Below are 26,842 nucleotides of genomic sequence, written 5' to 3'. Positions count from 1 at the left end.
TATTTTTCACCTTGTTGGTGTTTTTTAGGCCTAAAAACAACAATCCCATAGTTGCAAAACTACGGGATTGTTTATTTCTTAAAGTGAAACAGCTTATTTTCCTGCTTAAAGGCAGGATCAAATGGGCATATTAATGAGCTTCATCCCAGTTATCACCAAGACCTGCTTCTGCTAATAGGGTGACATCTAAAGTGGCCGCTTGTGCCATCAATTCGCACACTTTTGCTTTAAGTGACTCAGCTTGCGCTTCTTCGACTTCAAAAACTAATTCATCGTGAACCTGCATCATCATAGTGATTTCACCATGGGTGTCATTCTTGATCCATTGATCAATATTAATCATGGCTTTTTTGATGATGTCTGCAGCCGTACCTTGCATTGGTGCGTTAATCGCTGCTCGTTCAGCAGCTTGGCGGCGCATAGCATTTCTATCCTTAATATCAGGAAGGTATAAACGTCTGCCATAGTGTGTTTCTACGTAACCGACTTCAGCCGCTAATGCACGGGTGTCTTCCATATATTTAAGGACACCAGGGTAACGGGCAAAATAAGTATCGATATAAGTTTGTGCTTCCTTACGCGGAATATCTAATTGCTTTGCTAAACCAAAGGCTGACATACCGTAAATCAAACCAAAGTTAACCGCTTTGGCACGGCGTCTTTGCTCGGTGGTCACTTCTTCAAAGTGAACACCAAATACCTCAGCTGCTGTGGCTTTATGAATATCTTTATTCTCGGCAAAGGCGGTTAATAACCCTTCGTCTTGTGAAAGGTGCGCCATAATGCGCAGCTCGATTTGAGAATAATCGGCAGCTAACACTTTACGACCTTCAGGGGCGATAAAGGCTTGTCTAATGCGGCGACCTTCTTCAGTTCGAATTGGGATGTTTTGCAAATTTGGCTCGCTTGATGATAAACGCCCCGTGGCCGCATTCGCTTGGTGATAACTGGTATGCACACGACCCGTTTCTGAGTTCACCATTAACGGTAGCTTATCAGTATAAGTGCTTTTAAGTTTAGACAGGCTTCTGTGTTGTAAAATCAGCTTTGGTAGTGGGTAGTCTAATGCAAGCTCAATGAGTACATCCTCAGCAGTTGACGGCGCACCTTTTGGGGTTTTTTTGATGATCGGGTATCCGAGTTTTTCAAAAAACAAAGCTTGTAACTGCTTAGGAGAGCTTAAGTTAAACTTCTCGCCAGCAATGTCATAGGCTTTGGTTTCAAGCTCATCAATCTTCTGTGCCAATTCATCACTTTGCTGACTTAGTAACATGCTATCAATTAATACACCTTGACGTTCGATATCTGACAAGACTTGAATAAGCGGTAATTCAAGCTCATTAAATACAGATGTAAGAGAAGGTTCTTTTTCTACTCTTGGCCATAGGTGCTCATGTAATCGAAGGGTGATGTCAGCATCTTCAGCAGCATAAGGGCTGGCCGTGTCTAAATCGATTTGATTAAAGGTGAGTTGTTTAGCCCCTTTACCTGCGATTTCTTCAAAACTGATATTTTTGTGGCCTAAATATTTAAGTGCCAAACCGTCCATATCATGACGAGATGCTACTGAGTTAAATACGTATGATTCGAGCATCGTATCAAAACGGACACCTTTAAGTGAAACGCCTGCATTAGCAAAGATGCTGATGTCATACTTAAGGTTTTGACCCACTTTTTTGATGCTATCACTTTCTAATATAGGTCTTAATTGTTCTAGCGCGTATTCAACAGGGAGTTGTTCTGGTGCATCTAAATAATCATGGGTCAATGGCAGGTATGCGGCTTTTCCGATTTCGACAGCGAAAGAGATACCGACGAGCTTCGCTTCCATATAATTTAGGCTGGTGGTTTCTGTATCTACAGCAATTAAGTCCGCTTTAGATAATTTAGCAACCCATTTAGCTAAATCGGCTTCAGTAAGAATCGTTTCGTATTCTGCTTCAATTGTTGGAGCGGCTGGTGGAGTGTCTTCAGTTGTTGTGCTTGAATTAGCAGCTGAGAAGCCTGATTTATTATCTAATACTTCGGCTAACCAACGTTTGAACTCCATTTCGCCAAATAATTTAACCAGCTCATCACGGTTTTGCGGCTTAATCTCTAATGGTGCCCAATCATCATCCCATTCCACATCTGTTTTGATTGTGGCGAGATCGTATGAGAGTTGCAGCATCTCTTTATTGTCTTCAATCTTTTTAGGCATGGTTTTAGAACCACGGAAAGTCACATCTAAAACGCTTTCTGGATTTGCAATAAGCTTATCGACTCCACCTACACCCGTTAGCATTGCTAATGCCGTTTTTTCACCAACGCCAGGTAAGCCCGGAATGTTATCGGCTTTATCACCCATCATGGCAAGCAGGTCAATAATGAGTTCTGGTCCGACACCAAATTTTTCAGTGACTTCAGCTGGTCCCATTATGGTATCTGTCATGGTGTTAATTAAGGTGACATGCTCATCAACAAGTTGAGCCATATCTTTATCACCCGTACTAATCAGGGTTGCTCGACCTTCTTTACTGGCCTTAAGCGCAATAGTACCAATGACATCATCAGCTTCAACACCTGGAATACAGATTAATGGCAAACCTAAGGCGTGAATGATGGCATGCAAAGGTTCAATTTGACTGCGTAAGTCATCAGGCATTGGTGGGCGCTGAGCTTTATATTCGCTATACATGTCATTACGAAATGTTTTGCCCTTTGCATCGAATATAACTGCAATATGACTTGGGTTATATCGGCTCATTAAGCTACGAAGCATGTTGACTACACCGTAAACAGCACCAGTTGCTTCGCCTTTAGAATTAGTCAAATGTGGTGGTGCATAAAATGCGCGATAAAGATAAGAAGAACCATCCACAAGGACGAGTGGGTTATTGGGGATTGTTGGCATAGTCTATTTTCATGTTCAGTATTCTGAGATGGCCTTAGAATGCCACATACAAGGATTTTCGGCCACGGAAAATTAACCCTCAGCCTGTGGATAAGTCTGTGAGTGAATTAATTTATCATCTAAGGTGGTTTTAATTACGACTGGGAATAAAACTCTTAACTTTATGATTTTTTACGTTTTTTAATATTTTTGTGAGTTAAATTGTAGTTTTAAAAAATATTCCGAATATGTGGACTTTTTTAATATTCTTATTGATTTACTCGATTATTTGGTACAGTTTTTAAACCGTGAAACAAATTCGAGAAACTAAGTTAGCATGTTTTTTAATCAGATCAATAGATTTGTTTAAAAAAAGTTAAATTAATCGCTATTCAAAGGATCAGAAATGAAAAATATTGCAGTACTACTCAGTGGGTGCGGTGTTTATGATGGCGCAGAAATCCATGAATCGGTATTAACGCTATTGGCTTTATCTAAAGCATGTGTGAACTATCAATGTTTTGCACCTGATATTGAACAAATGCACGTCGTAAATCATTTAAATGGGGAAGTTAGCGCTGAAGAAACGCGCAATGTACTTCAGGAATCTGCCCGATTAGCTCGTGGTGAAGTGAGTAATATTACCGAGCTTAATATTAGCGAATTTGACGCACTTATTGTACCTGGTGGTTTTGGGGCAGCTAAAAACCTATGTGATTTTGCCGTTGCTGGTAGCGCTAGCAAATTGCATCCTGAGGTTGAATCCTTTATTCAAGAATTTGCCTTAGCTAAAAAGCCGATGGGTTTTATGTGTATTGCACCAGTGATGATGCCAGCTATTTTTAAAAGTGGCGTTAAAGGCACCATTGGTAATGATTCTGGTACTGCGCAAGCCTATACCGAAATGGGTGGGCAGCATGTTGATGCAACAGTGGAAGATATTGTGGTTGATATGGATAATCTTGTTGTTTCAACACCGGCCTATATGTTGGCGAATTCTATTGCTGACGCAAATATAGGAATAGAAAAGTTAGTGGATCAGGTTTTAAAGATGACATAGTCAGCTTAGTAGCAATTTGGTATAAACATAAACCGCTTCAAGCACCAAACTTCAGATAAATACTGATAAATATTTATCTGAAGTCAGGTTAACTCAATTAGTCATAAGCAAGGAAGCAATATGAAACGAACTATACAAAACTCCTCAACGACGATGGCTTTTATCTCAGGGGCAACCTTTGGAGCGCTGATATTTTGGGTTGCTTATTTTATTGTTTAACAGCGCTTTAGTGGTGTTCAAGATAGCGATAATTTAGTCGTTATCTGGATCGTTTACGACTATCAAATGCCCCTTGAGCTAACCCCACAAGCAAGCCACCAATATGAGCTCCGTTCGCTATAGGCATGCCGAGTAGATCGGTAAAACCAAGTACTAACCAAATCAACATAAATGTCATGTAGCTATTTGGAATGCCGATGCCAGACTCTGGTGCACGTTGGCCCATAATCCAGGTGTAACCAACCACGGCGTATACTACGCCTGATAAACCACCAAAGTTTGGCCCCGTCATCATGTACTGGACTAAGCTGGGCAGACTGCCTGCTACAAGTAATAGAATCATTAATGGCCGAGTGCCGAGTTTGGTTTCAATTTTACCGCCTAAATACCACCACCAGAGTAAATTGAAGAGAAGATGCATCGCTGAGAAATGCATCAAGCTCGGGGTGAATACGCGCCATACTTGGCTAAAGTCGCTGTTTGGCACCGCACCAAAAAATGATAATTGGCTGAAAACTTGGTTAGCAAAACCAAGGTTCATTGCAGCAAAAACGGCAACACATACAAAAAAGGTAACTAAAGTGAGTGGTCCTGCTCCAGTAATGAACTGTTGAATCAGCCCTAAGGAAGAGGAACCGTAATCTAGTTTGGTTTGAGTGGAACCATTGTCCCACGAGGCTTCTAAATACTTTTTCTGATATGGATTTTGTTTAAACTGCTCAAATTCATAGCGAGCTTGCTCAGCTTTATCTTGTTGATAAACGACCAATGCTACACCATGCTCATTTACGATAGGCACGCACTCAATATCTAGACCTTTTAAGTAGTCGATAAAGGCTTGCGCTGCTCTTGCGTGGGGTAGTTGGCCGATTTCAATCATGCGTGCGCTTCACTCCAAGCGGTAAAACCGCCATCAAGACTATAAACGTCATCAAAGCCTTGTTCGATAAGATACCCAGCCGCACCTTGACTACTAATACCGTGATAACACACCACGACAAGTGGTTTATCCATATCTGCATCAGCAATAACGTTGGCAATGTTTTCATTGGTGAGATGAATAGAAGTCTTAATATGACCAGCAGCATAACTGGTCGCATCACGAATATCGACGATTTGGATATCATCAGATTCTGCTGTCATATGGATAAGTTCGTTAATTGAAAGGTGCTTGAAAGTGCTCATGCTATACCGCTGCTGTTTGAAATGAGATTAAGAAGATAACTGAAGTATCTAATAAGGGGCTGTATAGATACAACCCCTTTATTATTGCGGCAATTTATAATCGGGAATTAATCCCAGTTTAAAATCACTTTTCCTGATTGGCCCGAACGCATAGCATCAAAGCCTTGTTGGAAGTCATCAATTGCGAAATGATGAGTGATAATTGGCGATAAATCTAAACCAGATTGAATAAGGCTGGCCATTTTGTACCAAGTTTCAAACATTTCTCGGCCATAAATACCTTTAAGGATAAGTCCTTTAAAGATAACTTTACTCCAATCAATAGCCATTTCACCACCAGGAATACCCAGCATGGCAATTTTGCCGCCGTGATTCATGGTATCGAGCATAGAATGAAACGCTGATGGCACACCAGACATTTCTAGGCCAACATCAAAGCCTTCTGTCATGCCCAAATCATTCATGACATCTTTAAGATCTTCTTTGGCAACGTTAACTGCGCGAGTCGCACCCATTTTGCGGGCTAAATCGAGGCGATATTCATTCACATCAGTAATGACCACATGACGTGCGCCAACGTGCTTACATACTGCAGCCGCCATAATGCCGATAGGACCTGCACCAGTAATTAATACATCTTCACCAACAACATCAAATGATAGTGCTGTGTGTACTGCATTACCAAATGGGTCAAATACAGACGCTAAATCATCAGAGATATCATCAGGAATTTTGAATGCATTAAATGCAGGGATAACCAAGTATTCAGCAAAGGCGCCATCACGGTTTACACCAACACCAGAAGTGTTACGGCATAAATGAGTGCGGCCGCCACGACAGTTACGGCAATGACCACAAGTAATATGGCCTTCACCTGAAACACGGTCGCCAACAGTAAAGCCGCGGACCTCTTGGCCCATATCAACCACTTCACCGACATATTCGTGGCCAACAACCATAGGTACAGGAATAGTATTTTGTGACCATTCATCCCAGTTGTAGATATGAACATCAGTGCCACAAATGGCGGTTTTGCGGATTTTAATCAATAGGTCGTTATGACCCATTTCTGGCTTAGGTGCATCCACCATCCAGATGCCTTCTTCAGGCTTTAATTTGCTTAATGCTTTCATCATATCGACCTTAAATTATGCCCATCTCTTTACCAATACGGGTAAAGGCTTCGATCGCTTTATCGATTTGAGGACGGGTATGCGCCGCAGACATTTGCGTACGGATACGGGCTTGTCCCTTTGGTACTACAGGGAATGAGAAACCAACAACATAGATGTTTTCAGCTAACAGACGGTTTGAGAAGTCACCGGCTAATTTAGCATCACCAATCATCACAGGGATAATGGCATGATCTGCACCTGCTAAAGTAAAGCCAGCTTTAGTCATTTCTTCACGGAAGTAACGGCTATTTTCCCATACGGCTTCACGTAATGCGTGGCCTGTTTTGAGCATTTCCAATACATGAATTGATGCACTGACAATAGAAGGAGCGAGTGAATTAGAGAATAAGTATGGGCGCGAGCGTTGACGTAACCAATCAATGACTTCTTTTTTACCAGACGTGAAACCACCCGAAGCACCACCTAATGCTTTACCTAATGTACCGGTAATAATGTCTACACGATCCATTACTTCGCAGAATTCATGGGTACCACGGCCGTTGTCACCGACAAAACCAACAGCGTGCGAATCATCAACCATCACAAGCGCGCCATATTTATCGGCTAAGTCACAAACGCCTTGTAAGTTAGCAATGACACCGTCCATTGAGAACACGCCATCTGTAGCAATCAGGATATCTCTTGCTCCAGCTTCTTTTGCTGCTTTTAACTGTATTTCAAGGTCGCTCATATCATTGTTGGCATAGCGGAAGCGCTTGGCTTTACATAAACGCACGCCATCAATAATGGATGCATGGTTCAATGCATCCGACACAATCGCATCTTCAGGACCCAGCAAGGTTTCAAACAGACCAGCGTTGGCATCAAAACAAGAAGAATACAAAATAGTATCTTCCATGCCTAAAAAGTCACTGAGGCTATTTTCTAGTTGCTTGTGGATATTTTGGGTACCACAGATGAAACGAACTGACGCCATACCGAATCCATGGCTGCTTAAACCGTTTTTAGCTGCATTAATTAATTCAGGGTGATTCGCAAGACCTAAATAGTTGTTGGCGCAGAAGTTAATGACTTCTTCACTATTTACGTTAATGGCTGTTTGTTGGGCGGAAGTGATGACACGTTCACTCTTATATAAGCCTTCAGCTTTAACATCGACAAGTTGTTGATTTATACGGTCGTAAAATGAGGTAGAGGCCACCTGATTTCTCCTAAATATAGTTTTAATATGGAAATCGCTTGGCGGCATTCTAACCTTAATTTTAATGGCTCTACAGTGTTTTTTTTAACCTGAATAGCAACATAAAAATGATTAGGGCTAGAGCTGTTTTCACATTAGATATACTAATCAGTAACAAGCTATAGCTAAGTGCTGATTAATGAATGACTTAATATGTTAACAAAATGGAAGGCCGCCTTTTATGACTCTATTTTAGTCGTAAAAAGGCGGTTAGTATGTGCTGGTGGATAAGTGGCATTTTCAGGCTTTACGCAGCGGCGTCACGCTCTTGCGAAGCAACATCTAAATAGTGTTGTTCAAGGCGGGTAAAGGTTGCCTCTGAGCCAGGTGTAGAATACGCCTTGAATATCATCAATACCCGTAGCAAGCCTTCATAAAGGGTTGCTTTAGTGATGGTTGACGTGCTTGATTGAGTGAGTTGGTAGCTAATCCAAAAGCTCACCATCATTTTAATCGTGTCAGCTAATGCAGTGACTTTTTCGTCTTCAATTTCAAGGAAACCATCACTGATTAATTTTCTTAATACATTGCTTGAGCGACTCAGCACTTGTTCTTGCGCAGTTAGGTAGCGGGCTTTTAATGCTTCGTCACGGCTTAAGATATCGGCGAGGTTGGCGTACATGAATCGAAATTGCCACAGGGTATAAAACATGGCATCGAAGTAACCCATTAGTAACTCAATATCAACCGTTGTGTCTTCGTAAGGCTTAAAACCAGACTCGAGGTGACTTTCGTATAAGGCAAAAATTGAGTTAATAATGTCTTCTTTATTTCGAAAATGATAATAAAGATTACCTGGGCTGATATTGAGGTGCGCTGCAATATGATTGGTGGTGATATTACGTTCACCATGTTCGTTAAAGAGTTCAAGACTGGCAAAAACTATTTTATCGCGGGTTTTCATATCGATTCCAATTATCATTGCTAAATACAGGAGTCTTGATGACTCAATACGACGCTTAGCGCATATCCTTATGAATGTTATACCAAACGACATCAATATCTGGTCAGTTCAGATGCTGGCAAGCTTTCATATCGAGGGTTGCTTAACACCATCCAACAATATCTCTGCAAGTCTCTATAGCCTAGTCTGAGCCTGACTTTTTTATGCTTATCCAACCTAGTTCACTGAGTTGAGTTTATGTTGAATGATCACATATTTATGTGGTTTAGGTTTATGTTAACATTGTGTTTATCTGACAAGCAAAATTGATTAAGCACTCTTTCATGACTCGTGGCCTATATTCTGTATTACTGTATCTTCTTTCACCTCTTGTGGTGTTGTATTTGGGCTTTCGTAGTATTAAAAGTCCTGATTATCGCAAACGTTGGGGCGAACGATTTGGGCTAACTCGATTATCTCAAGCCGATGTGTTGATTCATAGTGTGTCTATGGGGGAAACATTAGCGGCAATTCCACTGATAAAAAAACTTATGGCCGCTCACCCAGAATTAAGCTTCATTATTACTACCACTAGCCCGACAGGTTCAGCTGAAGTAGTAAAAGCATTTTCTGACCATTTAAATGGGCGAGTTCAACATTGCTATTTACCCTTTGATATCAGTGTTTGCGTAAAACGCTTTTTGCGTCAAGTGCAGCCTAAGCTATGTATCATTATGGAAACAGAGCTTTGGCCAAACTTGGTGTATTTTGCTAAACAGCAACAAGCTAAGATTGTTCTAGCAAATGCACGTTTATCGGCAAAGTCGGCGGCTAAATACTTAAAACAAGCAGGTTTAAGCCAGCCGATGCTAGCGTCACTTGATGCCATTGCGGTTCAAACACAACGAGAATGCGAGCGCTTTGAGTCTTTAGGCGTGAAACCTGAAAAAATTACCGTTTGTGGCAGCTTGAAGTTTGATTTACACATTGACGACTGTAAGCACCTACAAGCGAAAGCATTTCGCTCTGAATGGCAACGAAATGACGTGCCAGTATGGGTTGCAGGTAGTGTACATCCTGGTGAGTTTGAAATTATGCTCAAAGCACATCAGCAAGTGTTAGCTAAATATCCCAACGCCTTATTGATTATGGCGCCTAGACACCCTGAGCAGTTCAATGTCGCAGCAGTGACGACGACACAGCAAGGACTAACTCTTTCAAGACGAAGTATGAATCAAGCAGTTACTGAAGGTGTGCAAGTATTACTTGGCGATACCATGGGAGAGTTGCTGATGCTCTACGGCTGCGCTGACTTTGCATTTATTGGTGGTACGCTCATTGAAAATGGCGGTCATAACCCGCTTGAGCCAGCTGCGATGGGGTTACCAGTTAGTGTTGGCCCGCACCATTGGGATTTTGCAGAAATTACACAATTATTAGTCAATGCTGGTGGGTTAGAAGTGATCACAGATGAGGATAGCTTAGCCAACCATGTTTTAGACTTATTAGAAGATCCGCAGCGCTATGAACTTGCTGCAAAAGCGAGTTTGCAAGTGGTGTCACAAAATCGCGGAGCATTAGATAAGCAAGTCAATGTCATTGAAAACCAACTGAGCTGAATGATTCACGTAATAGCGGGCAATAATACTTAGGTAGCAACAGCTATAATTGCATCCAAAGCCATTAAAGAGGGAATGGATTAATTAAGAGTTATTGATAATTTGCTGATAGCCCGCGAGTAGGCTTTGCCAATTATTGTCACTAAAGTTAAGACTGGCAAGCTTAGTTTTTTCTTTATTAAATGAACGTAATAAACGACTTATATTTGCTTGCTGCCATTTTGTATTAGGGGGTTTTAGTTCGCCTCGGTCAAAGTCGATAAGATAAAACTGATCATCAGCAAATAAGATATTTTTAGCATTTAAATCGGCATGATACACACCCCGAGCATGAAATTTTGCAATGGTTTGCCCAAGTCGCTGCCATTGCTCATCCGTTAATGTGGATTTTGACAAGAGTGCGACTAAGTCATCAGCACCTTTGACTAGCTCAATAAATAAGTCTGCTCGATACCAAATACCAAAACGCTCAACATTGGCAGCAATCGGTCTTGGGACTGGGAACCCTTCTTGAAAAAGCGTCTCTAAAATAGCTAATTCAGCAATCGCTCGAGTACGCTTCATACTTGTAAATATATAGGCATCTTTGCTGAATTTTTCTATTAAGCCGCCACGCCAATAATGGCGTAAAACCCATTGTTGAGTTTGGTATTCAACAAACCAAGTTGTATAACGGCCTTTTGATTGGCCAATTATCGCATCATTGGACTGCCAATATTCTGGACGAAAATGGTCAGGAGTTAGTGTTTGAGCAATTTCATCGCACCAAGCGATAACACCATTGTTTGTTGATTTTATTTGCATAAGTGGATTACAAAGCTTTGATTTGTCGGTGGCTATAAAGCGTATTCTACATTAAGATCGAACTCTTGTACTTACTCAGGTTAATTGCACTCATGAAAGCAGACTTTGCATCTATGAAATCCTTATGTTTACTGCGTTTGTCGGCAATTGGTGACGTGTGCCATGCTGTGGCGATGGTGCAAGCGATTCAGAAGCAATATCCTCATCTGCAGATCACTTGGGTGATTGGCAAGATTGAATATCAACTGCTTAAGCATTTGCCAGGCGTCACGTTTGTCATTTTTGATAAGTCGCAGGGCTGGCGTAGTTACCCTAAGTTACGTAAAGACTTAGCATCTCATAAATTTGATGTGTTATTACATATGCAGGTCGCACTCAGAGCAACAATCGCATCGCTAATGATCTCTGCAAAGGTTAGGATTGGTTTCGATAAAGCTCGCGCTAAAGAAGGCCAATGGTTAGTGACAAATCACGCAGTTGAGCCATTAGCAACACCTCATGTGTTAGATGGTTTTATGGGGTTTGCTAAAGCCATTGGCGTTAAAGACTTAACTCCACGCTGGAATATCCCTGTCACTGAAGCGGATAGTGCATTTGCGAATGAAGTGATTAAGCCTGGCGAAAAAGTGTTAATTGTATGCCCAGCGGCAAGCAAAGCAGAACGTAACTGGCTACCAGAGCGTTACGCAGCCGTCGCTGATTATGCGGTCATACAAGGCTATCGAGTATTGTTGTGTGGCGGCCCAAGCGAGCTCGAAGTCAGCCTTGCTAAAGCAATTTTGGACTGTGCTAATACGTCTTTAGAAAATCTCATTGGCCAAACATCATTAACTCAACTGTTAGCCTTATTAAAAAATGCTTCAGTCGTTATTGCTCCCGATACCGGCCCTGCACATATGGCGGTGACTCAAGGCACGCCAGTCATTGGCTTATATGCGCATTCAAACCCTGGCAGAACCGGCCCTTATTTGTCACAGGAGCATGTGGTTAGTGTTTATGACTCAGTGATTGTGCAGCAGTTTCCCAATCAAGTTATTCCATGGGGAAAGCGTGCTAAAGGGAAGGAGTTAATGGCCTTGATTGAGATTGAAGATGTTATCGCATCGTTTGATGATCTGATAAAAAAATAGCCCGCTATTGCGGGCTATTATTAATATTTGTGCTGTGGATGGAAGAGGCCAAATACGGCGCTTAACAATGGAATAGGTAACTTAGTTTTACGTTGTTGCTTCAACATATACCAATGCCAAGCTTGTTGCTTGTATTCGATTACTTCAGCTTCACTAAGAACATCTTTAAACATATCGCAATAATCAATGATGTATTTGAGCTCTCTCATAGGCACTTTTTGACGGTAGCCTCTGCCTGAATAATGAATGAAGTCTGCTTTTTGATAGTCTTCATAGCCAAGTAGCATCATTCGGTTAAAGCCTGCTTCAACACCCACACTCTTAATTCCATCACGTCGAATAAGGTAGTTGATATAGGTCTGATCGTAAAATTTGACTTCATTACAGATCTTTTGCATTTCTTCAATGCTGGCATTATCAAACAGCCCTGTTTCTTTCGAAACTAAGAACATGCCTGAATTGTAATAAACAGTCATATCATCTTCTTTGGGCCATGAAACGTTTCCAAGCACATTATTTATCTGTTCTGCTTGCGCACTTCTATCTCGATAGCAGCCTTCATTAAACATATATACAGTGTCAGTATCAGGGTATTGCTCAAAAATGTCTCTGGCCCATGGGGTGACAATCATATCGGCATCTAGATACAGCACACGATCATAATCTTTAAGTAATTCGGTAATATACAGTTTTTCTGACCAAGCAGGACTGGCATCAAACTTAGGGTTGTTGACGTTAATTGGATAATGCAGCTTGTCGGAGACGATGACATCAGCACCCACTCTTTTGCCGTAGGCTTCTAGGCTTGCTACTGAAGCTCGGTACATTGGGTTCTCACCAATGGCGAGTGTAAAAATGGCTTTCTTCATTTATGCAACCTTGTTAGCTATTGGTATTCATTGCTATATATTGATTAAAAACACGCTCTACAGAAATATCAGAAATATGGCCTTTGCCTTCTGTTGCGTACATGACATGGGATGTTGCTGTTTCTGGTGGTGCCCAGTAAGGCTTCTTAGAGCGCATCATTGCTAATAATGGGCGCTGGGCTGCAAATGCAAAGTGCAAAATAGCCGTGTCCACAGTGATAACGAAGTCTGCTTGTGAAATCAATGAAGGTAATTCGAAAAAATGTTCATTGACGGTAAATACAGCAACCTGCAATTTCGACGTAGCAACGAAACTTGCTGTTTTATCATTAACTTCGTCAAAGTTCTCTTTAGTTACATTGATAACAAAGCGTTGGGTGTTATCCTTTTCTGCTATTTTTGATATTAATTCAAAAAGTTGCTCTAGATGCCAATCTTTTTTAGTGTTGGTCGACAAGTGGTTTAAAAAAAGCAATTTTCCCTGACATTCAGGCGCACTAAATTTTTGCTGTAACCAATGTTGAGTTACAGGCAGTATGGATTCAGGCAGCTTAAGGGTTGGCATTAGTTGATTATTATCGAGTGTTAGACCCAAGACTTCTGTAAATATTTTATTATAGCGGTCAGTGATATGGTGAGCTGCAGGTAGGCTATTCTCGTCGAGAACAAAGGTGTGGTTTGAATGACGAAAAATAATACTTTTTAGCCAACCATAAGAAGCGCTTTTAGGCACGCTTGACACGATAAATGCCGATGCACTAATTTCTCTTGCCATAGCTGAATATTGACGACTTTTACTGACTGAGTGGCAGAAAATAATATCGTAATGTTTAGATTTAGCTTGCTCAACATTTAATTGCATTGCTTTAGCTGAATCAGTACAACCATAACTGAAATTGAACACACCTTCCGCTTCCATCCACTGCTGTAATATTTTACTGCGTGAAAGCCGCCAAGCATCATCGTTACATCGATTGTCATCTAACCAAATATCTAACTCGATATGAGGATATTGGTGCTTTAGGGCGATTAAAAAGGTTTTTAAATAAAGAAAGTCGCCTAGAGCAACAGGCGATATAAACAATAAGCGCTTGCAAGCTGTTAGCTGTTCAGTTGATATTAATGGCATATATATAGGTATATTCAGTAATTGAATTTTATCTATGAAGGATACCTTGAATTTGAATACTTTTAAATTAATACCGTGACTTTACGTGTGATGAAGGGGTTATCCTTGCTGATTTTTTAAATCGAAGGATTATTAACAATGATGATGTGTGGTATTATTCTGAGCACTAATTTCAACCTGCTATCGAGCTTAATTTAACAGACGAAATAAGGTTTAATGTGATTATTTTTGATGTCTTACATCCCTATTATTTACCACAGTACCTTCCTGTAGCTGCAGAACTTGAGCAGCGTGCGATTCCTGTCTGTTTTGTTATATACAAAAGTCAGGAACAGCAACACGTTCTAGATTCTCTTGTTGTTAAACATAAGTTAGATGTCGTTTGGGTCGAAAATGAGAGCCAAGCGCTTGAGCATTACCTATCGGCAAAGCCTAATTGGGTTATTTTTGGTAATGCATTTTCGCAAGCTTCTCAATTAAAAGATGTCTCAAAAACTGCGCTTATGCAGCATGGAGTAGGTCCTAAGTCGGTCTATTACACTGTATCTAAGTCTGATATTGATGTCAGGTTTGTTGAAGGGCAGTATCGCTTAAGTCGACTACAGGAAATGTTTCCTGAAAAAATATTTATTGATACGGGTTACGCCAAATTAGATCCAATTATTCAGGGTGAAGAAAAAGGTATAGAACTCTCTGCATTGGGACTTGATCCTAGCAAAGCCACTTTATTATATGCGCCTACATTTTATCCTAGCAGTATTGAAAAGATGAATAAGGATTGGCCTGAGCAGTTTTCAGGGTACAATATCTTGCTCAAACCTCACTATTTCTCATTAAGTAAGCCTTCATACAAGAAACAAAAAGCATTATTGGAGTATTGGCAAACTTTTTCTAATGTCTATCTTGCGACGGCTGAAGAAGCAAACTTACTTCCCTTTATGGCGTCAGCTGATGTGCTAATAAGTGATGCTTCGTCAGCCTTATTTGAGTTTGCGGCATTAGATAAGCCTGTTGTTTGGTGTGACTTTTATCATTTGAGGTGGTCGTATCGAGGCATTTTTAAGTTTAGGTTTAAAAATCGTGTAGACCAAGATTTGTATCGATATGCTGATGTCGCAGCTCATGCAGAAAGTTATTCGGAGTTAAAAGCGGTTGTAGATGGGCAAGTTTCTTGTCCGCAACAATTTGCTCAAAAGCGTGCTCAATATACTGATGAGCTAGTTGGTATTGTTGATGGTCATTGTAGTCAACGTATTGCTGATTATTTATTAAAAGGGTCACAATGAACATAATTACGTTTGGAACATTTGATATGTTTCACATTGGGCATCTTAATATTTTGGAAAGAGCAAAAGCTCAAGGTGTAAAATTGACCGTAGGTGTCTCTTCTGATGCTCTCAACTTTAGTAAAAAACAACGTAACCCTATTTGTGATGAGCGAGATAGAATGCGGATTGTAGCTGCATTAAGTTGTGTTGATGAGGTGTTTTTAGAAAAATCTCTAGAATTAAAAGCAGATTATATTACTCATTTTAAAGCTGACTGTTTAGTTATGTGGGATGATTGGGAAGGGCGTTTTGATCATTTATCTCACTTATGTAAAGTCATCTATTTATCTAGAACCCCTGCTATTTCTACGACTCAGCTTATTGAAGTTGTAAAAGAAATCAGATAACCAAGGAAGGTACTGAAAAACATTATGCAGTTTAAAGTGTTTGTAATAAACCTTGATAAAAGCACTGAAAGAATGGCTTTTATGCATCAGCAACTCGAGCAACTCAATATTGAGTATGAGAGAGTACCTGCTGTTTATGGTAAAGATTTGAGTGAAACCGAAGTTCAAGCTGTGTTTAACGAATCAGATAATTTAGCGAAATACGATAAAGTACTAAATGTGGGTGAGATTGGTTGTTACTTGAGTCATATTAATTGCTGGAATATGATGGTTGAGCAAGAATTAGATTTTGCGTTAATTTTAGAAGATGATTCGGTATTGAATGAAGAGTTACTTTCATTGATTAACAGTATTAGTGAGCTATGTTCCTCTTGGGATTATATTAAGCTATGCCATGGGCGTAAGCAAAAAGCGGTTATTGATACGATGAAGTTGACTGAGCAATTCTCATTATCGACTTGCTTAAAGTTGCCTTCATCTACTCGTGGACAGTTTGTATCGATTTCTGGTGCTAAAAAGTTGCTAGCCACCGCCACACCGATCACTAGGCCAATTGATATAGATATACAGTTTTGGTACGAAAAAGCGTTAACTTGCTTCGTAGTAAGACCTTACCCTGTATTAGAAGCTAATTTTGAAAGTGAAATCTGTAATTTAGGTAATCGTCATACTGTTCAAAAACATCCATTTAAGCGTATATGGCAAAAAATTTGTTTTGAAAAAAATGTGAGATTGAACAAAGATAAAATACCTAAACTATCTTCTTTTTTATAATTAACTTAGATTCTATTAATGCCATTTTGACAGTATGTTAGCTTATTTAAAATGGCATTATTTATCAGGCGAATAGAAAACTCTTTATATTCTCCCCAAACCAACAAAAACATAACTATTGATATCAAGGATACCTTGACGCCAAAAACTAAAGTTGCCACTTACAACGTTCACTTCCTTTTACTTTACTTAGCCATCTACTGAGTACAATTGAGTGAAGAGCTGTTTGTAGCCAATTTGCGATTCTATTAATATTGAGCCTCTGGTAAGTTGGCAATTTTCTCAGAAATTGCCTGTTTAATGAATGTAGAAGAGAGCCTCACTCTTTTTGAGGTTTTGTATTTTTAAGATGTTCTTCAATAACTGTGGATGAAAAACTCTATCACTATCTATACAGGTTATATATTAAGATCTTGTTGCTTCGGATACATTATTTGGGCTCTTAGCCACTCTGAAACCTAAATTTTCCTGCCATCATTGTATTTGTTTTAAATCTGACTTTTTTGGATATTAAGTTATCAGTGCCAGAGTTTCCTCTGTTGAGCAGTCATCAGTGATGATGACTTCGTTTGGTCGTATTGTTTGTAATAAATAACTTTCTATAGACTCCTAAAGGGCTTTGGCCAGTTATGCTAATTGAGCATAACTGGCATATTATTTAGGTTTTATTCTTATATTTTTGAAGTTTTATTTCATTATTTTGATAATAGAAATAAATAGAGTAAAAGTTTAAAATTAGAAATAAGCATCTAGATTCCAAATCAAACTTTGATGCGTGTATTTGATGCTGATAAACTGTCGATAATTACTCATTATTAATGACTTTTATATGCATAGACGAGCGATATATCCAGGCACTTTTGATCCTGTTACTAATGGCCATGCAGACTTGATTGAGCGTGCTGCTAGACTATTCCGTCACGTGATTATTGGTATTGCATCAAACCCTTCTAAAAAACCCATGTTTACCCTCGAAGAGCGTGTTGAACAGGTTAAATTAGTGACAGCGCATTTAGACAATGTTGAAGTGGTTGGCTTTACAGGCTTATTGGTCGATTTTGCTAAAGAGCAGAGTGCCAGTGTCCTAGTGCGCGGGTTAAGAGCAGTGTCAGATTTTGAATATGAATTTCAATTAGCGAATATGAACCGTCGATTAAGCCCTGATTTAGAAAGTGTATTTTTAACCCCAGCGGAAGAAAATTCATTTATTTCTTCGACCTTGGTAAAGGAAGTTGCACTTCATGGTGGAGATGTCAGTCAATTTGTTCACTCTGAAGTTGTGACATCTTTGGAGACTAAAATAGCGTTGATCAAAAAAGGTTAGTTTTCTCACGGTAAAGGCCTCAACATGAGCGAGGCCTTTTCATATCTATAGATAAGTATTAATAAGTTTGGCAAATGCCACAAAAAACTGTGGTGCGTTGGCCAAGTTTAATTTCACTGAGTAAATTACCACATTCAGTACAACTTTCTCCGCCTCGTCCATAAACATGAAGTTTTTGGGCAAAATATCCAGGCTTACCATCAGCATTGGTGAAGTCTTTTAGTGTGGTGCCACCTTGTTTGATAGCGTGGGCGAGGATTTGTTTCACCTCAGTGACTAGTATCGTTAGCCTTTCAATATCAATACTCCCCGCTGCGGCTTGTGGGTGAATGCCTGCAGCAAATAACGCTTCGTTTGCATATATGTTTCCTGCACCGACGACAATGTGATTATCCATTAAGCAAAGCTTGATGGCTTTTTTCTTATTCGCTAATGCTGCTTGTAATTGCAGAGGGTTAAAAGCGTCACTTAAGGGCTCTGGGCCAAGTTTAGCCAGTAATGGGTGGGCCTCTTCTGGTAGCTCATACCATAACCAAGCTCCGAACCTCCTCGGGTCGTTATATCGCAGCACTCGTCCGTTTTGTAATACCAGATCAATATGATCATGTTTCTCTACAGGAGTGTGTGCGGGTAATATCCGCAAGCTGCCAGACATGCCTAAGTGGACGATGGTGACGCCAGCATCGGTATCAATAAGCAAGTATTTGGCGCGACGGCGGACTTGTTTGATGGTTTGGCCAATAATGTTTTTACATATCTCTGGCACAGGCCAACGTAAGGAAGCATTTCTGACAATGAGGTCGCTCACGGTTTGATTGACAAGGTGCGGTGAGATCCCCTGCTTGGTTACTTCAACTTCTGGTAATTCAGGCATATGAGTCCGTTTAAGTGTCTGTTAGCTATGTATTATGAGATTCACGATGTTGAGCTTCTCGTGAATTGAAAATCAGTTATTGGCTTGAAATCACTGGTTCTAGCTCGCTACGTAGGCTCGGTGGTATTTGGTACCAATTTTGTGATGTTGACTGTAAATAACCTGCTTGAGGGTAATACTGCCAATGCTGAGCTTGCTGTTGGTGATTTATTGCGATGGAGAGTGTTACGTAGGCTGGCAATGATTGGATCTCACCTGCCGTCATTTGAACTGGCGAAACCATTAATGCTTCCCAGGCTGTCGCTAGCGATTGGCAATTCAATACACTGTCTGTACAACGCCAAATACCATTCGATTTATTGAGCCAAACACCATTTAACTGTAATTGGGTCAATTGATTACTGTCATCAAAAAGCGCATGAGCATCATCGGGCATTTTATTGGTTTTGGAGTCGATAAAGGTTAACACTGCGACCATAAATACACAGGCAATGATGAGAATGTTATTCCACTTCTTTCGAGATAAAGCCATAAGTGAATGCGTAAGTGATTGTTAGCCACAGTGTATATCAAAAACACGATAGCAAAAAGTTATCCCATAGGAGAGGTTTAAAAGACAAGTTGCGTGGGAAGTTAAAGCAATAAAAAAGGTGATGTATCGATAACATCACCTTTAATATGAATGACTAGAACGGTTAGCCGCCTGTGGAATTCATAAAGCGTAGGATTTGCACATCATCATCTGTGCCAAAATAATGCTCTTTAGGCTTATGCTGAATACCGTCCATGATAGCCTCTTTCAGCTTGCCAATATCACCAGGGAATTCACGTACGATAGCCTTAAGGTCGACAGAGTTTTCATTACCTAAACATAACAGCAAACGACCTTCTACGGTGACACGGACACGATTACATTCGTGACAGAAGTTATTGCTGTGTGGAGAAATAAAGCCAATGTGAATATCACTGTCTGCCATCTTAAAGTAGCGAGCTGGGCCACCAGTGCGTTTACTTGAAGGTATCAGTGGATAAGTATCTTCAATAATGCCTCTAACTTCTTCACTTGAGCAGTGACGACTGCGTTTACGCTCATCAATAACACCTAATGGCATTTCCTCAATGAAGGCAATATCGAGTTCTCGTTCACGACAAAAATCAATTAAATCGATCACTTCATGATCGTTCTTACCGCGTAAAATAACAGCGTTGATTTTGATGTGTTTAAATCCAGCCGCTTTTGCGGCATCAATACCTGCAATAACGCGATCAACTTTACCGTTGCGGGTCATTTCAGTGAATAACTCAGGATTTAAAGTGTCTAAACTGATGTTCAGACGCTTCAAACCTGCATCATGCATAGGCTGAGCAAGCTTACTTAATCGAGAGCCATTGGTGGTCATCGATAAGTCATCTAAGCCAGGTAATTTACCCAGCAAATCAATTAACTTGTCACAGTCAGTTCTGACTAATGGCTCACCACCTGTTAGGCGAATTTTCTTCACGCCTAACTCAGTAAAAGCTTGTGCAATCCATGCGAGTTCTTCAAGACTTAGTACGTGGTCTTTGGGTAAAAAGCTTGGATCTTCACTCATGCAATATACACAGCGAAAATCACAACGGTCAGTGACCGATAAACGTAAGTATTCTACTTTTCGATTAAACTTGTCGACGATTAAACTCATGAATTAGCACATCTTATGGTTAGTTATAACAGTTCAGCGAACGGCTGAATGTAGACTTGTTGGCCTGGCATGACTGAGTCTTCGGCTTCACCGATAACAATCAGACAATTTGCTTTTACCATCGAGTTCAACATCCCTGAACCTTGTGCCCCAGTAGTGGCTACATGTAATCGTCCATCATTGCTTAAATGATACTGGCCACGAACAAATTCTGTTCGTCCTGTTCTACTGCGCAACATACTATCGGTAATTGCAGGCAAATACTGTGGTGTATAGTCGGTTTCGCCCGCTAATTTGCGAATAGCTGGTTGCACGAACTGTAAAAATGACACCATTACCGCAACTGGGTTACCAGGTAAGCCAAAGAATAAGCTGTCGTTCACCGTCCCAAATGCAAGAGGTCGCCCTGGACGCATGTTGATACGCCAAAAGTTAATCGCGCCAATTTTAGCTAATACGGTTTTGATGTAATCAGCATTACCAACAGAAACACCGCCAGAACTGATCACAATATCAGCATCAAAACTGGCCTGTTGCAGAGCACTCGTTAACGCATCTTCACTATCTTCAATGATGCCTAAATCGATAACTTTACAGCCCAGTTTTTGCGCCATAGATTTTATGGTGTAACGGTTTGAGTCGTAAATGCAGTTAGCTTTGAGTGGCTCACCTGGTTGGCTGACTTCATCGCCAGTTGAGAATACTGCGATAACAGGTTGCTTCACGACATCAGCTTTAGCTAAACCCAGTGACGCTAATAAACCTTGTTCGGCAGCTTGCAAACGATGACCTTTTGCTAAGGCTAATGCGTCTTTAGCAATATCTTCGCCCGCTAAGCGAACATGTTGACCGGCTTCAACTTTGCCTTGTAATTGCACATGACCATCTTGTTCGATCACTAATTCACGTGCTTCAACAGTATCAGCACCATTAGGCACTGTTGCGCCAGTCATGATACGTACTGCTTCGCCAGCAGCTAATGTGTCAGGATATTCATGCCCAGCGAGGACTTCGCCCATTAATTTAAGTGGCGAAACAGGATTGCTAGGACTGTTATCTTGGCTATAAGCAAAAGCATAGCCGTCCATTGCTGAGTTAGTTTGCTGCGGCACATTCACAGGTGAAATAGCATCTGTTGCTAAAACACGGTTCGCGGCATCATCAATGGTGACTTGTTCGCTGTCTGCCAGCGGTTTAACCATTGTCATCAACTGCTCTAAACCTTGAGCAACAGATAAGAACTTTTGCTCATCAGTGACAGCAGTTGCTGTCGTCGGAATAGGTAACTCAAGCTCTGGAGCTTGCCAATTGGTTTGGTATTCAATAACAAAGTCTGCAATTTGACCGACATTATTTAAGTCTAAACGCGTTAGTTCCGCAGGGGTGTCAGTTTCATCACAACAGGCAATGGCAACAATGTTGTCATCGTGAGTGTGGATGAGTGGTTTCCCATGTGCAGCTCGGTGTAATTCAATCTTCGGCAACTCAAGCTTTTTAAACCCTTCAACCAAGACGATATCCACTTTATCGGCTTCGATTTGCGCGAGTAAATGCGGCAGTTCAGGATCGCCTTCTACGGCATCTTCTGTCATGAGTGCCCATCGTATATGTGAAGCGACTAGCATCTGCTTAGCGCCAGCTTTGCGCATTTCGTAGCTGTCTTTACCTGGGATATCAACATCGAAGTTGTGGTGAGCATGTTTAATCACAGCTAAACGAACGCCACGGCGGTTAAGCTCTGGAATTAACTGTTTTAATAAGGTGGTTTTACCGGTGCCACTATAGGCACAAAATCCGAGAACTGGAATACTTAGCGGATTGGTAAACGGTATACTCATAAAGACCTCATTGTTGGCTTATCACTGTGTTGCCACAGATTATTTGCCATTTTCGATGACAAGTTTTTGTTCAAGTGTATTCACATTAACAAATGCATTGGGTTGGTCAGCAAAGCTTGTGACCACATATTTGTGTTGTTCATACCAAAGGAAAATTTTACGGTCGCCAGCATCTAGAAATGCCTGCATTGATGTTTTCAAATGCGGCTTAAGCAACATGACCACAGGTTGTTGATATTCACCGTCGCTGGCAACCGCGATATCGGCATCGGCTTCTACAAGCGATGCATACATACGTTCACATAAATCCTTTGGTAACATTGGACTATCACAAGGCACAACCAACAATAACTCTGCTTGAGTATTGTCCATCGCAGTGACCATACCAGCTAAAGGACCTAAATAGCCTGTTTCTTTATCGCTGAGCACATCAAAACCCAGAGCGGCATATTGCTCTTGATTGCGGTTAGCGTTAATCATAATACGATCAACTTGTGGTTTAACACGCTCAATGGTGTGGCTAATCATTGGTTTGCCGCTAAGTTCAACCAAACCTTTGTCGATACCGCCCATTCTTCGGGCCATACCGCCAGCTAAAATCACCGCATCAATTTGCACTGACATAGTGAAACTCCTGAGATTGTTCAAAGCTAGGTATATGGCTACTTTCAACAACTTTTTGCTCTGAGATATGCCAATGCTTTTGGCATAAAGCTGTTAAACCACAGGTTTGATGGCTACTGATCAGCAGCCCAGTACCTTCTTGTTTTAAAATATTAATCATGGCTAAAACTAGTTTTTGTGACTGCTTATCCATGTTAGAAATCGGTTCATCAAGCATGAGTAATTTAGGTTGAGTTATCCATGCTCTTGCAATGGCGAGGCGCTGTCTCTCACCACCAGATAAGTCCGTGGCATCACTTTTTAGTAATGAGCCAAGTTGCGCACTTTCAATCGCTTGAGCGACTCTTGCTTGTAACTCTTGAGGGCTAAAACGAGTTTTTGGTAAGGCGTAACGCAAGTTGTATTCAACCGAGCCGTCAAACAGGTATGCATGTTGATGTAAATAAACAGCTTTGCCAAGTAATGAATTAGATTGCCACCACTTTTTAGGCGCAAAACCGGTAGCGATAACGTCACCTGAATTGGGCTTAATAATACCTGCAATCAGTTTCATTAACGTCGACTTACCTGAGCCGTTATCACCTTGAAGATAGATAACATCCCCTTCGCAGAATGATAAATTATCGAACTCAAACAACTTACGCTCTTTAAAGTTGATACTGACATTTTTTGCAGTGAGCTTAGCCGTCATTATTGACTCCTAGGCATGGCTTTACCACGCAAAGAACCGATAGCGAAGTTAATCACAATGGCTAAAATTAATAGCACCAGGCCTAAAGCAATCGCTTGAGCAAAATCACCTTTACTGGTTTCAAGGGCAATGGCCGTAGGAATATTTCGAGTGTGATGCAGAATGTTACCGCCGACCATCATCGAACAGCCCACTTCGGTAAGAATACGGCTAAAGGCTGCAATCACTGCCAATAATAATGGCACGCGTAATTCACGACAAACAGTCCAAATAGCGCGTTGCCATGAAGCGCCTAACGTACGAGATGTTTCATAAGCACGTTTATCAATACTGCTAAACGCGGCTTGGGATAAAGCGATTAAGACTGGCGCGCAAATCATCATTTGCCCGAGGATCATACCTTCTTGCGTGAATAGCCAGCGTAAATCCCCTAAAGGTCCATTTCGGGTAAGCAGCAGGTAAGCCAGCAAACCGATAACAACAGTTGGAATAGATTGAAGTGTTTGGACGATATTAGTGACAAACCAGCGTCCTGGGAATTGATAAGAGGCTAGGAAAAAGCCAAGCACAATCGACGGTATTAATGTGATGATTAATGCCGCAAAAGAAACCGAAAAAGAAACACTTATGATAGACCATACGTCTGGATCTAAAGAAAGCAGCAAGCTAAAAGCTTGCTGCATTAGGGCTAACCAGCCTTCATTCATTACTTATATGTTGCCTTAAACAATTGTTCTCCCTGAACTTTAAAGTCATTAATCATCTGCTGAGCTTTAGGGCTAATAAACCAATCGCTCAATGCTTTCGCTCCTTGATGATTTAAATCAGGATATTTGTCTGCATTAATTAACATGATCTGATAAGGATTGGCTAATGCGTCGCCACCTTCGAAAGTAATCGTTAAATCTAATTTAGATTTATAAGCAACAAACGTACCACGATCGGTAAGGGTGTATGCTTGTTTTTCATTTGCCATCAGTAGAGTCTTACCCATACCTTGACCAATAGAAGTATAGCCTGAAAAGTCAGGTGTTACAGAAGCTTCATTCCAAATTGCGAGCTCTTTCATGTTGGTGCCAGAATTATCACCACGAGAAATGAAAGTATTCTCAGTTTTAGCAACTTTTTTGAAGGCTTCAACAACGTCTGTACTGCCTGCCATTTTCGCTGGATCGTTCTTCGGGCCTAAAACCACAAAGTCATTTTCCATGATGCCACGAGGCGTCGTACCGTAACCTTCATTAACAAATTTTGCCTCAGCTGCTGGAGCGTGAGTCATGACTACGTCTACGTCTCCTTGACGTGCAAGTTTTAATGCCTTACCTGTACCCGTTGCAATCACTTGAACTTTGTAACCAGATTCCGCTTCAAAAGTCGGCAAAATAGCGCGTAAAAGTCCTGAATTATCCGTGCTGGTGGTCGTGGCTAATTTGATGACTTCGTTTGCTTCAACGGTATCACTTACCATTGTGCTACTCAGTAATGCCATACCGATTAAAGCGGTTAAACTTGACTTAAAATTAAACATTCTAGCTCCTTGAAAATACTGAATTGCATTGACACCAAGCCGTGCCAATTAATGTATTTCGAAAACGAGGGCGTTGTTGCCCAAAACAGTTAAATGCAAAGGCAATTACTATGCCAGAGTGAGTCAGAAAAATGTTGATCACGACAAAATTAAAAAGTGTGATCTAACTCTCGCATTCAATTGAGGTTTAACAGACAAATTGTCCCACGGGTCTAATTCTGTAGGGCAAACTGACCCACAGCTAGATTTTTAATGGTACGATAATGTTAAATCTAGTCAAAATGTCCAAAGTAGAAGCCATATGAACAATAATGAATCAAATTCAAAACCACTACCGACTGCAGTTTCGGTTTTGATTGTTGATGATGAACCAGGGATGCGTAGCTTCCTTAGAAAGGCATTATCAAAGAAATTTGCGTTAGTCGAAACGGCTTCAACGATTGAAGAAGCTGAAAAGCTTCGTAGCCGCGGCCATTTTGACTTACTGATTGTCGATATCCGTCTACCTGATCGTTCGGGCATAGAATGGCATGAAGCCTTAAACGAAAAAGAACGCCGCTCAGATATCATCTTTATGACTGGCTATGCCGATATGGATGTGGCGATCAAAGCCTTACGAGCTGGCGCATCTGATTTCATCATGAAACCATTTCATTTAGAGCAAATGATGACATCGGTGGACCGCTGTATTGAAAGACGCTTACTTAAGCGTGAAAACTTTATGTTGCGCCGAGAGCTATCCAGTGGCCATTCAACCACCATGATTGGTAACAGTGATGCAATGGTTGAAGTTAAACAGGTTATTGAGCGCGTAGCGCCAACCAATGCAGTCGTTTTGATTGAAGGCGAATCAGGTACGGGTAAAGAATTAGTTGCAAGACAATTACATCAACTGAGTGGTCGTACAGGTCCTTTTGTGCCAGTTAACTGCGGCGCTATTGCGCCAGAGCTATTAGGCAGTGAACTGTTTGGGCATACTGCGGGGGCATTTACGGGTGCAAAAGGTAATCGAGAAGGGTTATTTCATTTCGCCACAGGTGGCACCATCTTTTTAGATGAAATTGGCGAGATGCCAATGAAAATGCAAACTGCGTTATTGCGAGTACTTGAGCAAAAAGCGATTAGACCAGTAGGTAGTGAGAAAGAAGTCGCTATTGATGTCAGGGTATTAGCTGCAACCAACCGTACTTTATCTGAGGAAGTTGCCGAAGGGAATTTCCGGAGTGACTTGTACTATCGTTTGAATGTCTTAAATATTTTAATTCCACCGCTGCGGACTCGCCCTGAAGATGTGATTGAGTTAACCCATCACTTTACCTGGCAGCTTGCTCGTGAGCTTGGAGTTAAAGAAGTCGTATGGAGTCATGAAGATTTGCAGGTACTGCAGCAACATGAGTGGCCAGGTAATATCCGTGAACTACGTAATATGATTGAACGCTGCATTTTATTGGGTAAGCCACCGGCAGAATACTGGAAGAAAAATGAACAAGCAGAAGTGGTAACGCAAGCAGGCTATCCACTCAGTTGGCCGCTAAAGGAAGTTGAAAAGCAACATGTCATGAGCGTTGTTGATGCTCATAGCGGTAATAAGTCTGCAGCAGCAAGAGATTTAGGTGTTTCGCGTAAAACACTGGATCGTAAATATAAAGAATGGTTTGAAGTCGAATCGGATAAGGAAGACTAAAT

General features: G+C 40.9%; 25 protein-coding genes. 8 read left to right on the top strand and 17 right to left on the bottom strand.

Going from position 1 to position 26,842, the window contains the following annotated elements; all coding sequences use genetic code 11:
* Positions 1–130: 130 nt before the first annotated feature.
* Positions 131–2,893: a DNA polymerase I gene (polA, locus tag L2737_RS18920; RefSeq protein ID WP_248956762.1), complete on the bottom strand. Its 2,763-nt coding sequence runs from the start codon at positions 2,891–2,893 to the stop codon at positions 131–133.
* Between the two features lie 385 nt (positions 2,894–3,278).
* On the opposite strand from polA, the gene elbB reads away from it, so the two are divergent.
* A complete protein-coding gene (gene elbB / locus L2737_RS18915; RefSeq protein WP_248956761.1) occupies positions 3,279–3,932 on the top strand; it encodes an isoprenoid biosynthesis glyoxalase ElbB in 654 nt (217 codons plus the stop codon).
* A gap of 259 nt (positions 3,933–4,191) precedes the next feature.
* Here elbB and glpG read toward each other — a convergent pair whose 3' ends face one another.
* The 5 genes from glpG to L2737_RS18890 all read right to left on the bottom strand — a co-directional run bounded on the left by glpG (position 4,192) and on the right by L2737_RS18890 (position 8,616).
* Positions 4,192–5,031, bottom strand: a complete 840-nt coding sequence (gene glpG, locus L2737_RS18910; protein ID WP_248956760.1) for a rhomboid family intramembrane serine protease GlpG — start codon at positions 5,029–5,031, stop codon at positions 4,192–4,194.
* Complete coding sequence (gene glpE, locus L2737_RS18905; protein ID WP_248956759.1) at positions 5,028–5,336, bottom strand: thiosulfate sulfurtransferase GlpE; 309 nt, start codon at positions 5,334–5,336, stop codon at positions 5,028–5,030. The genes glpG and glpE overlap by 4 nt, the downstream gene beginning before the upstream one ends.
* A gap of 107 nt (positions 5,337–5,443) precedes the next feature.
* Entirely contained in the window at positions 5,444–6,469 is a 1,026-nt protein-coding gene (gene tdh, locus L2737_RS18900; RefSeq protein ID WP_229370526.1) for an L-threonine 3-dehydrogenase, read from the bottom strand.
* A gap of 10 nt (positions 6,470–6,479) precedes the next feature.
* Positions 6,480–7,673 carry a glycine C-acetyltransferase gene (locus L2737_RS18895; RefSeq protein WP_248956758.1) on the bottom strand — a complete coding sequence of 398 codons (1,194 nt, stop codon included), beginning with the start codon at positions 7,671–7,673 and terminating at the stop codon, positions 6,480–6,482.
* Positions 7,674–7,959: 286 nt separating this feature from the next.
* Positions 7,960–8,616: a TetR/AcrR family transcriptional regulator gene (locus L2737_RS18890; protein ID WP_102527029.1), complete on the bottom strand. Its 657-nt coding sequence runs from the start codon at positions 8,614–8,616 to the stop codon at positions 7,960–7,962.
* Positions 8,617–8,939: 323 nt separating this feature from the next.
* On the opposite strand from L2737_RS18890, the gene waaA reads away from it, so the two are divergent.
* Positions 8,940–10,214, top strand: a complete 1,275-nt coding sequence (gene waaA / locus L2737_RS18885; protein ID WP_248956757.1) for a lipid IV(A) 3-deoxy-D-manno-octulosonic acid transferase — start codon at positions 8,940–8,942, stop codon at positions 10,212–10,214.
* A gap of 84 nt (positions 10,215–10,298) precedes the next feature.
* On the opposite strand, the gene L2737_RS18880 is transcribed toward waaA, so the two are convergent.
* Positions 10,299–11,018 (bottom strand): 3-deoxy-D-manno-octulosonic acid kinase, encoded by a 720-nt coding sequence (locus L2737_RS18880; protein WP_248956756.1) that lies wholly within the window; start codon positions 11,016–11,018, stop codon positions 10,299–10,301.
* 92 nt (positions 11,019–11,110) lie between these two features.
* On the opposite strand from L2737_RS18880, the gene L2737_RS18875 reads away from it, so the two are divergent.
* On the top strand, positions 11,111–12,148 hold the full coding sequence (locus L2737_RS18875) for a glycosyltransferase family 9 protein (protein WP_248956755.1): 1,038 nt from the start codon (positions 11,111–11,113) through the stop codon (positions 12,146–12,148).
* Positions 12,149–12,168: 20 nt separating this feature from the next.
* On the opposite strand, the gene L2737_RS18870 is transcribed toward L2737_RS18875, so the two are convergent.
* Together L2737_RS18870 and L2737_RS18865 are read right to left on the bottom strand one after the other, a co-directional pair.
* On the bottom strand, positions 12,169–13,017 hold the full coding sequence (locus L2737_RS18870) for a glycosyltransferase (protein WP_248956754.1): 849 nt from the start codon (positions 13,015–13,017) through the stop codon (positions 12,169–12,171).
* 13 nt (positions 13,018–13,030) lie between these two features.
* Entirely contained in the window at positions 13,031–14,146 is a 1,116-nt protein-coding gene (locus tag L2737_RS18865; RefSeq protein ID WP_102527025.1) for a glycosyltransferase family 9 protein, read from the bottom strand.
* A gap of 218 nt (positions 14,147–14,364) precedes the next feature.
* Here L2737_RS18865 and L2737_RS18860 point away from each other — a divergent pair, with 218 nt between their 5' ends.
* From L2737_RS18860 to coaD, 4 genes are all read left to right on the top strand, one after another.
* Positions 14,365–15,432 carry a CDP-glycerol glycerophosphotransferase family protein gene (locus L2737_RS18860; protein ID WP_102527024.1) on the top strand — a complete coding sequence of 356 codons (1,068 nt, stop codon included), beginning with the start codon at positions 14,365–14,367 and terminating at the stop codon, positions 15,430–15,432.
* Entirely contained in the window at positions 15,429–15,821 is a 393-nt protein-coding gene (locus L2737_RS18855) for an FAD synthase family protein (RefSeq protein ID WP_102527023.1), read from the top strand. The genes L2737_RS18860 and L2737_RS18855 overlap by 4 nt, the downstream gene beginning before the upstream one ends.
* A 24-nt stretch (positions 15,822–15,845) precedes the next feature.
* Positions 15,846–16,595, top strand: a complete 750-nt coding sequence (locus L2737_RS18850; RefSeq protein ID WP_102527022.1) for a glycosyltransferase family 25 protein — start codon at positions 15,846–15,848, stop codon at positions 16,593–16,595.
* 829 nt (positions 16,596–17,424) lie between these two features.
* Positions 17,425–17,919, top strand: a complete 495-nt coding sequence (coaD, locus tag L2737_RS18845) for a pantetheine-phosphate adenylyltransferase (RefSeq protein ID WP_102527021.1) — start codon at positions 17,425–17,427, stop codon at positions 17,917–17,919.
* Positions 17,920–17,977: 58 nt separating this feature from the next.
* Here the strand turns inward: coaD and mutM are convergent, their stop codons facing one another.
* The 8 genes from mutM to L2737_RS18805 all read right to left on the bottom strand — a co-directional run bounded on the left by mutM (position 17,978) and on the right by L2737_RS18805 (position 25,156).
* Positions 17,978–18,793, bottom strand: coding sequence for a bifunctional DNA-formamidopyrimidine glycosylase/DNA-(apurinic or apyrimidinic site) lyase (gene mutM, locus L2737_RS18840; protein WP_248956753.1), 816 nt, complete (start codon positions 18,791–18,793; stop codon positions 17,978–17,980).
* A 76-nt stretch (positions 18,794–18,869) separates the two neighbouring features.
* Positions 18,870–19,325, bottom strand: coding sequence for a hypothetical protein (locus L2737_RS18835; protein WP_248956752.1), 456 nt, complete (start codon positions 19,323–19,325; stop codon positions 18,870–18,872).
* A gap of 163 nt (positions 19,326–19,488) precedes the next feature.
* Positions 19,489–20,475, bottom strand: a complete 987-nt coding sequence (gene moaA, locus L2737_RS18830; protein WP_102527018.1) for a GTP 3',8-cyclase MoaA — start codon at positions 20,473–20,475, stop codon at positions 19,489–19,491.
* Between the two features lie 23 nt (positions 20,476–20,498).
* Complete coding sequence (locus L2737_RS18825; RefSeq protein ID WP_248956751.1) at positions 20,499–22,313, bottom strand: bifunctional molybdopterin-guanine dinucleotide biosynthesis adaptor protein MobB/molybdopterin molybdotransferase MoeA; 1,815 nt, start codon at positions 22,311–22,313, stop codon at positions 20,499–20,501.
* A gap of 39 nt (positions 22,314–22,352) precedes the next feature.
* Positions 22,353–22,937: a molybdenum cofactor guanylyltransferase MobA gene (gene mobA, locus L2737_RS18820; RefSeq protein WP_102527016.1), complete on the bottom strand. Its 585-nt coding sequence runs from the start codon at positions 22,935–22,937 to the stop codon at positions 22,353–22,355.
* The gene (locus L2737_RS18815; RefSeq protein ID WP_248956773.1) at positions 22,921–23,631 is read right to left on the bottom strand and encodes an ABC transporter ATP-binding protein; all 711 of its coding nucleotides are present in this window, start codon (positions 23,629–23,631) and stop codon (positions 22,921–22,923) included. The genes mobA and L2737_RS18815 overlap by 17 nt, the downstream gene beginning before the upstream one ends.
* Entirely contained in the window at positions 23,628–24,335 is a 708-nt protein-coding gene (locus L2737_RS18810) for an ABC transporter permease (RefSeq protein ID WP_102527014.1), read from the bottom strand. The genes L2737_RS18815 and L2737_RS18810 overlap by 4 nt, the downstream gene beginning before the upstream one ends.
* Positions 24,335–25,156 carry an ABC transporter substrate-binding protein gene (locus L2737_RS18805; RefSeq protein ID WP_102527013.1) on the bottom strand — a complete coding sequence of 274 codons (822 nt, stop codon included), beginning with the start codon at positions 25,154–25,156 and terminating at the stop codon, positions 24,335–24,337. The genes L2737_RS18810 and L2737_RS18805 overlap by 1 nt, the downstream gene beginning before the upstream one ends.
* A gap of 301 nt (positions 25,157–25,457) precedes the next feature.
* On the opposite strand from L2737_RS18805, the gene L2737_RS18800 reads away from it, so the two are divergent.
* Positions 25,458–26,840 (top strand): sigma-54-dependent transcriptional regulator, encoded by a 1,383-nt coding sequence (locus tag L2737_RS18800; protein ID WP_102527012.1) that lies wholly within the window; start codon positions 25,458–25,460, stop codon positions 26,838–26,840.
* The last annotated feature ends 2 nt before the right edge of the window (positions 26,841–26,842 follow it).

This window comes from Shewanella electrodiphila, from assembly GCF_023283985.1.
Taxonomy (GTDB): Bacteria; Pseudomonadota; Gammaproteobacteria; order Enterobacterales; family Shewanellaceae; genus Shewanella; species Shewanella electrodiphila.
This window is presented reverse-complemented; position numbering and strand designations above follow the sequence as displayed.

What these genes read in the sequence shown, in the direction of transcription:
- polA (WP_248956762.1), bottom strand. Translation starts at nt 2,893, where the DNA reads ATGCCAACAATCCCCAATAACCCACTCGTCCTTGTGGATGGTTCTTCT.
- elbB (WP_248956761.1), top strand. Translation starts at nt 3,279, where the DNA reads ATGAAAAATATTGCAGTACTACTCAGTGGGTGCGGTGTTTATGATGGC.
- glpG (WP_248956760.1), bottom strand. Translation starts at nt 5,031, where the DNA reads ATGATTGAAATCGGCCAACTACCCCACGCAAGAGCAGCGCAAGCCTTT.
- glpE (WP_248956759.1), bottom strand. Translation starts at nt 5,336, where the DNA reads ATGAGCACTTTCAAGCACCTTTCAATTAACGAACTTATCCATATGACA.
- tdh (WP_229370526.1), bottom strand. Translation starts at nt 6,469, where the DNA reads ATGAAAGCATTAAGCAAATTAAAGCCTGAAGAAGGCATCTGGATGGTG.
- L2737_RS18890 (WP_102527029.1), bottom strand. Translation starts at nt 8,616, where the DNA reads ATGAAAACCCGCGATAAAATAGTTTTTGCCAGTCTTGAACTCTTTAAC.
- waaA (WP_248956757.1), top strand. Translation starts at nt 8,940, where the DNA reads ATGACTCGTGGCCTATATTCTGTATTACTGTATCTTCTTTCACCTCTT.
- L2737_RS18880 (WP_248956756.1), bottom strand. Translation starts at nt 11,018, where the DNA reads ATGCAAATAAAATCAACAAACAATGGTGTTATCGCTTGGTGCGATGAA.
- L2737_RS18875 (WP_248956755.1), top strand. Translation starts at nt 11,111, where the DNA reads ATGAAAGCAGACTTTGCATCTATGAAATCCTTATGTTTACTGCGTTTG.
- L2737_RS18870 (WP_248956754.1), bottom strand. Translation starts at nt 13,017, where the DNA reads ATGAAGAAAGCCATTTTTACACTCGCCATTGGTGAGAACCCAATGTAC.
- L2737_RS18865 (WP_102527025.1), bottom strand. Translation starts at nt 14,146, where the DNA reads ATGCCATTAATATCAACTGAACAGCTAACAGCTTGCAAGCGCTTATTG.
- L2737_RS18855 (WP_102527023.1), top strand. Translation starts at nt 15,429, where the DNA reads ATGAACATAATTACGTTTGGAACATTTGATATGTTTCACATTGGGCAT.
- L2737_RS18850 (WP_102527022.1), top strand. Translation starts at nt 15,846, where the DNA reads ATGCAGTTTAAAGTGTTTGTAATAAACCTTGATAAAAGCACTGAAAGA.
- coaD (WP_102527021.1), top strand. Translation starts at nt 17,425, where the DNA reads ATGCATAGACGAGCGATATATCCAGGCACTTTTGATCCTGTTACTAAT.
- mutM (WP_248956753.1), bottom strand. Translation starts at nt 18,793, where the DNA reads ATGCCTGAATTACCAGAAGTTGAAGTAACCAAGCAGGGGATCTCACCG.
- L2737_RS18835 (WP_248956752.1), bottom strand. Translation starts at nt 19,325, where the DNA reads ATGGCTTTATCTCGAAAGAAGTGGAATAACATTCTCATCATTGCCTGT.
- moaA (WP_102527018.1), bottom strand. Translation starts at nt 20,475, where the DNA reads ATGAGTTTAATCGTCGACAAGTTTAATCGAAAAGTAGAATACTTACGT.
- L2737_RS18825 (WP_248956751.1), bottom strand. Translation starts at nt 22,313, where the DNA reads ATGAGTATACCGTTTACCAATCCGCTAAGTATTCCAGTTCTCGGATTT.
- mobA (WP_102527016.1), bottom strand. Translation starts at nt 22,937, where the DNA reads ATGTCAGTGCAAATTGATGCGGTGATTTTAGCTGGCGGTATGGCCCGA.
- L2737_RS18810 (WP_102527014.1), bottom strand. Translation starts at nt 24,335, where the DNA reads ATGAATGAAGGCTGGTTAGCCCTAATGCAGCAAGCTTTTAGCTTGCTG.
- L2737_RS18805 (WP_102527013.1), bottom strand. Translation starts at nt 25,156, where the DNA reads ATGTTTAATTTTAAGTCAAGTTTAACCGCTTTAATCGGTATGGCATTA.
- L2737_RS18800 (WP_102527012.1), top strand. Translation starts at nt 25,458, where the DNA reads ATGAACAATAATGAATCAAATTCAAAACCACTACCGACTGCAGTTTCG.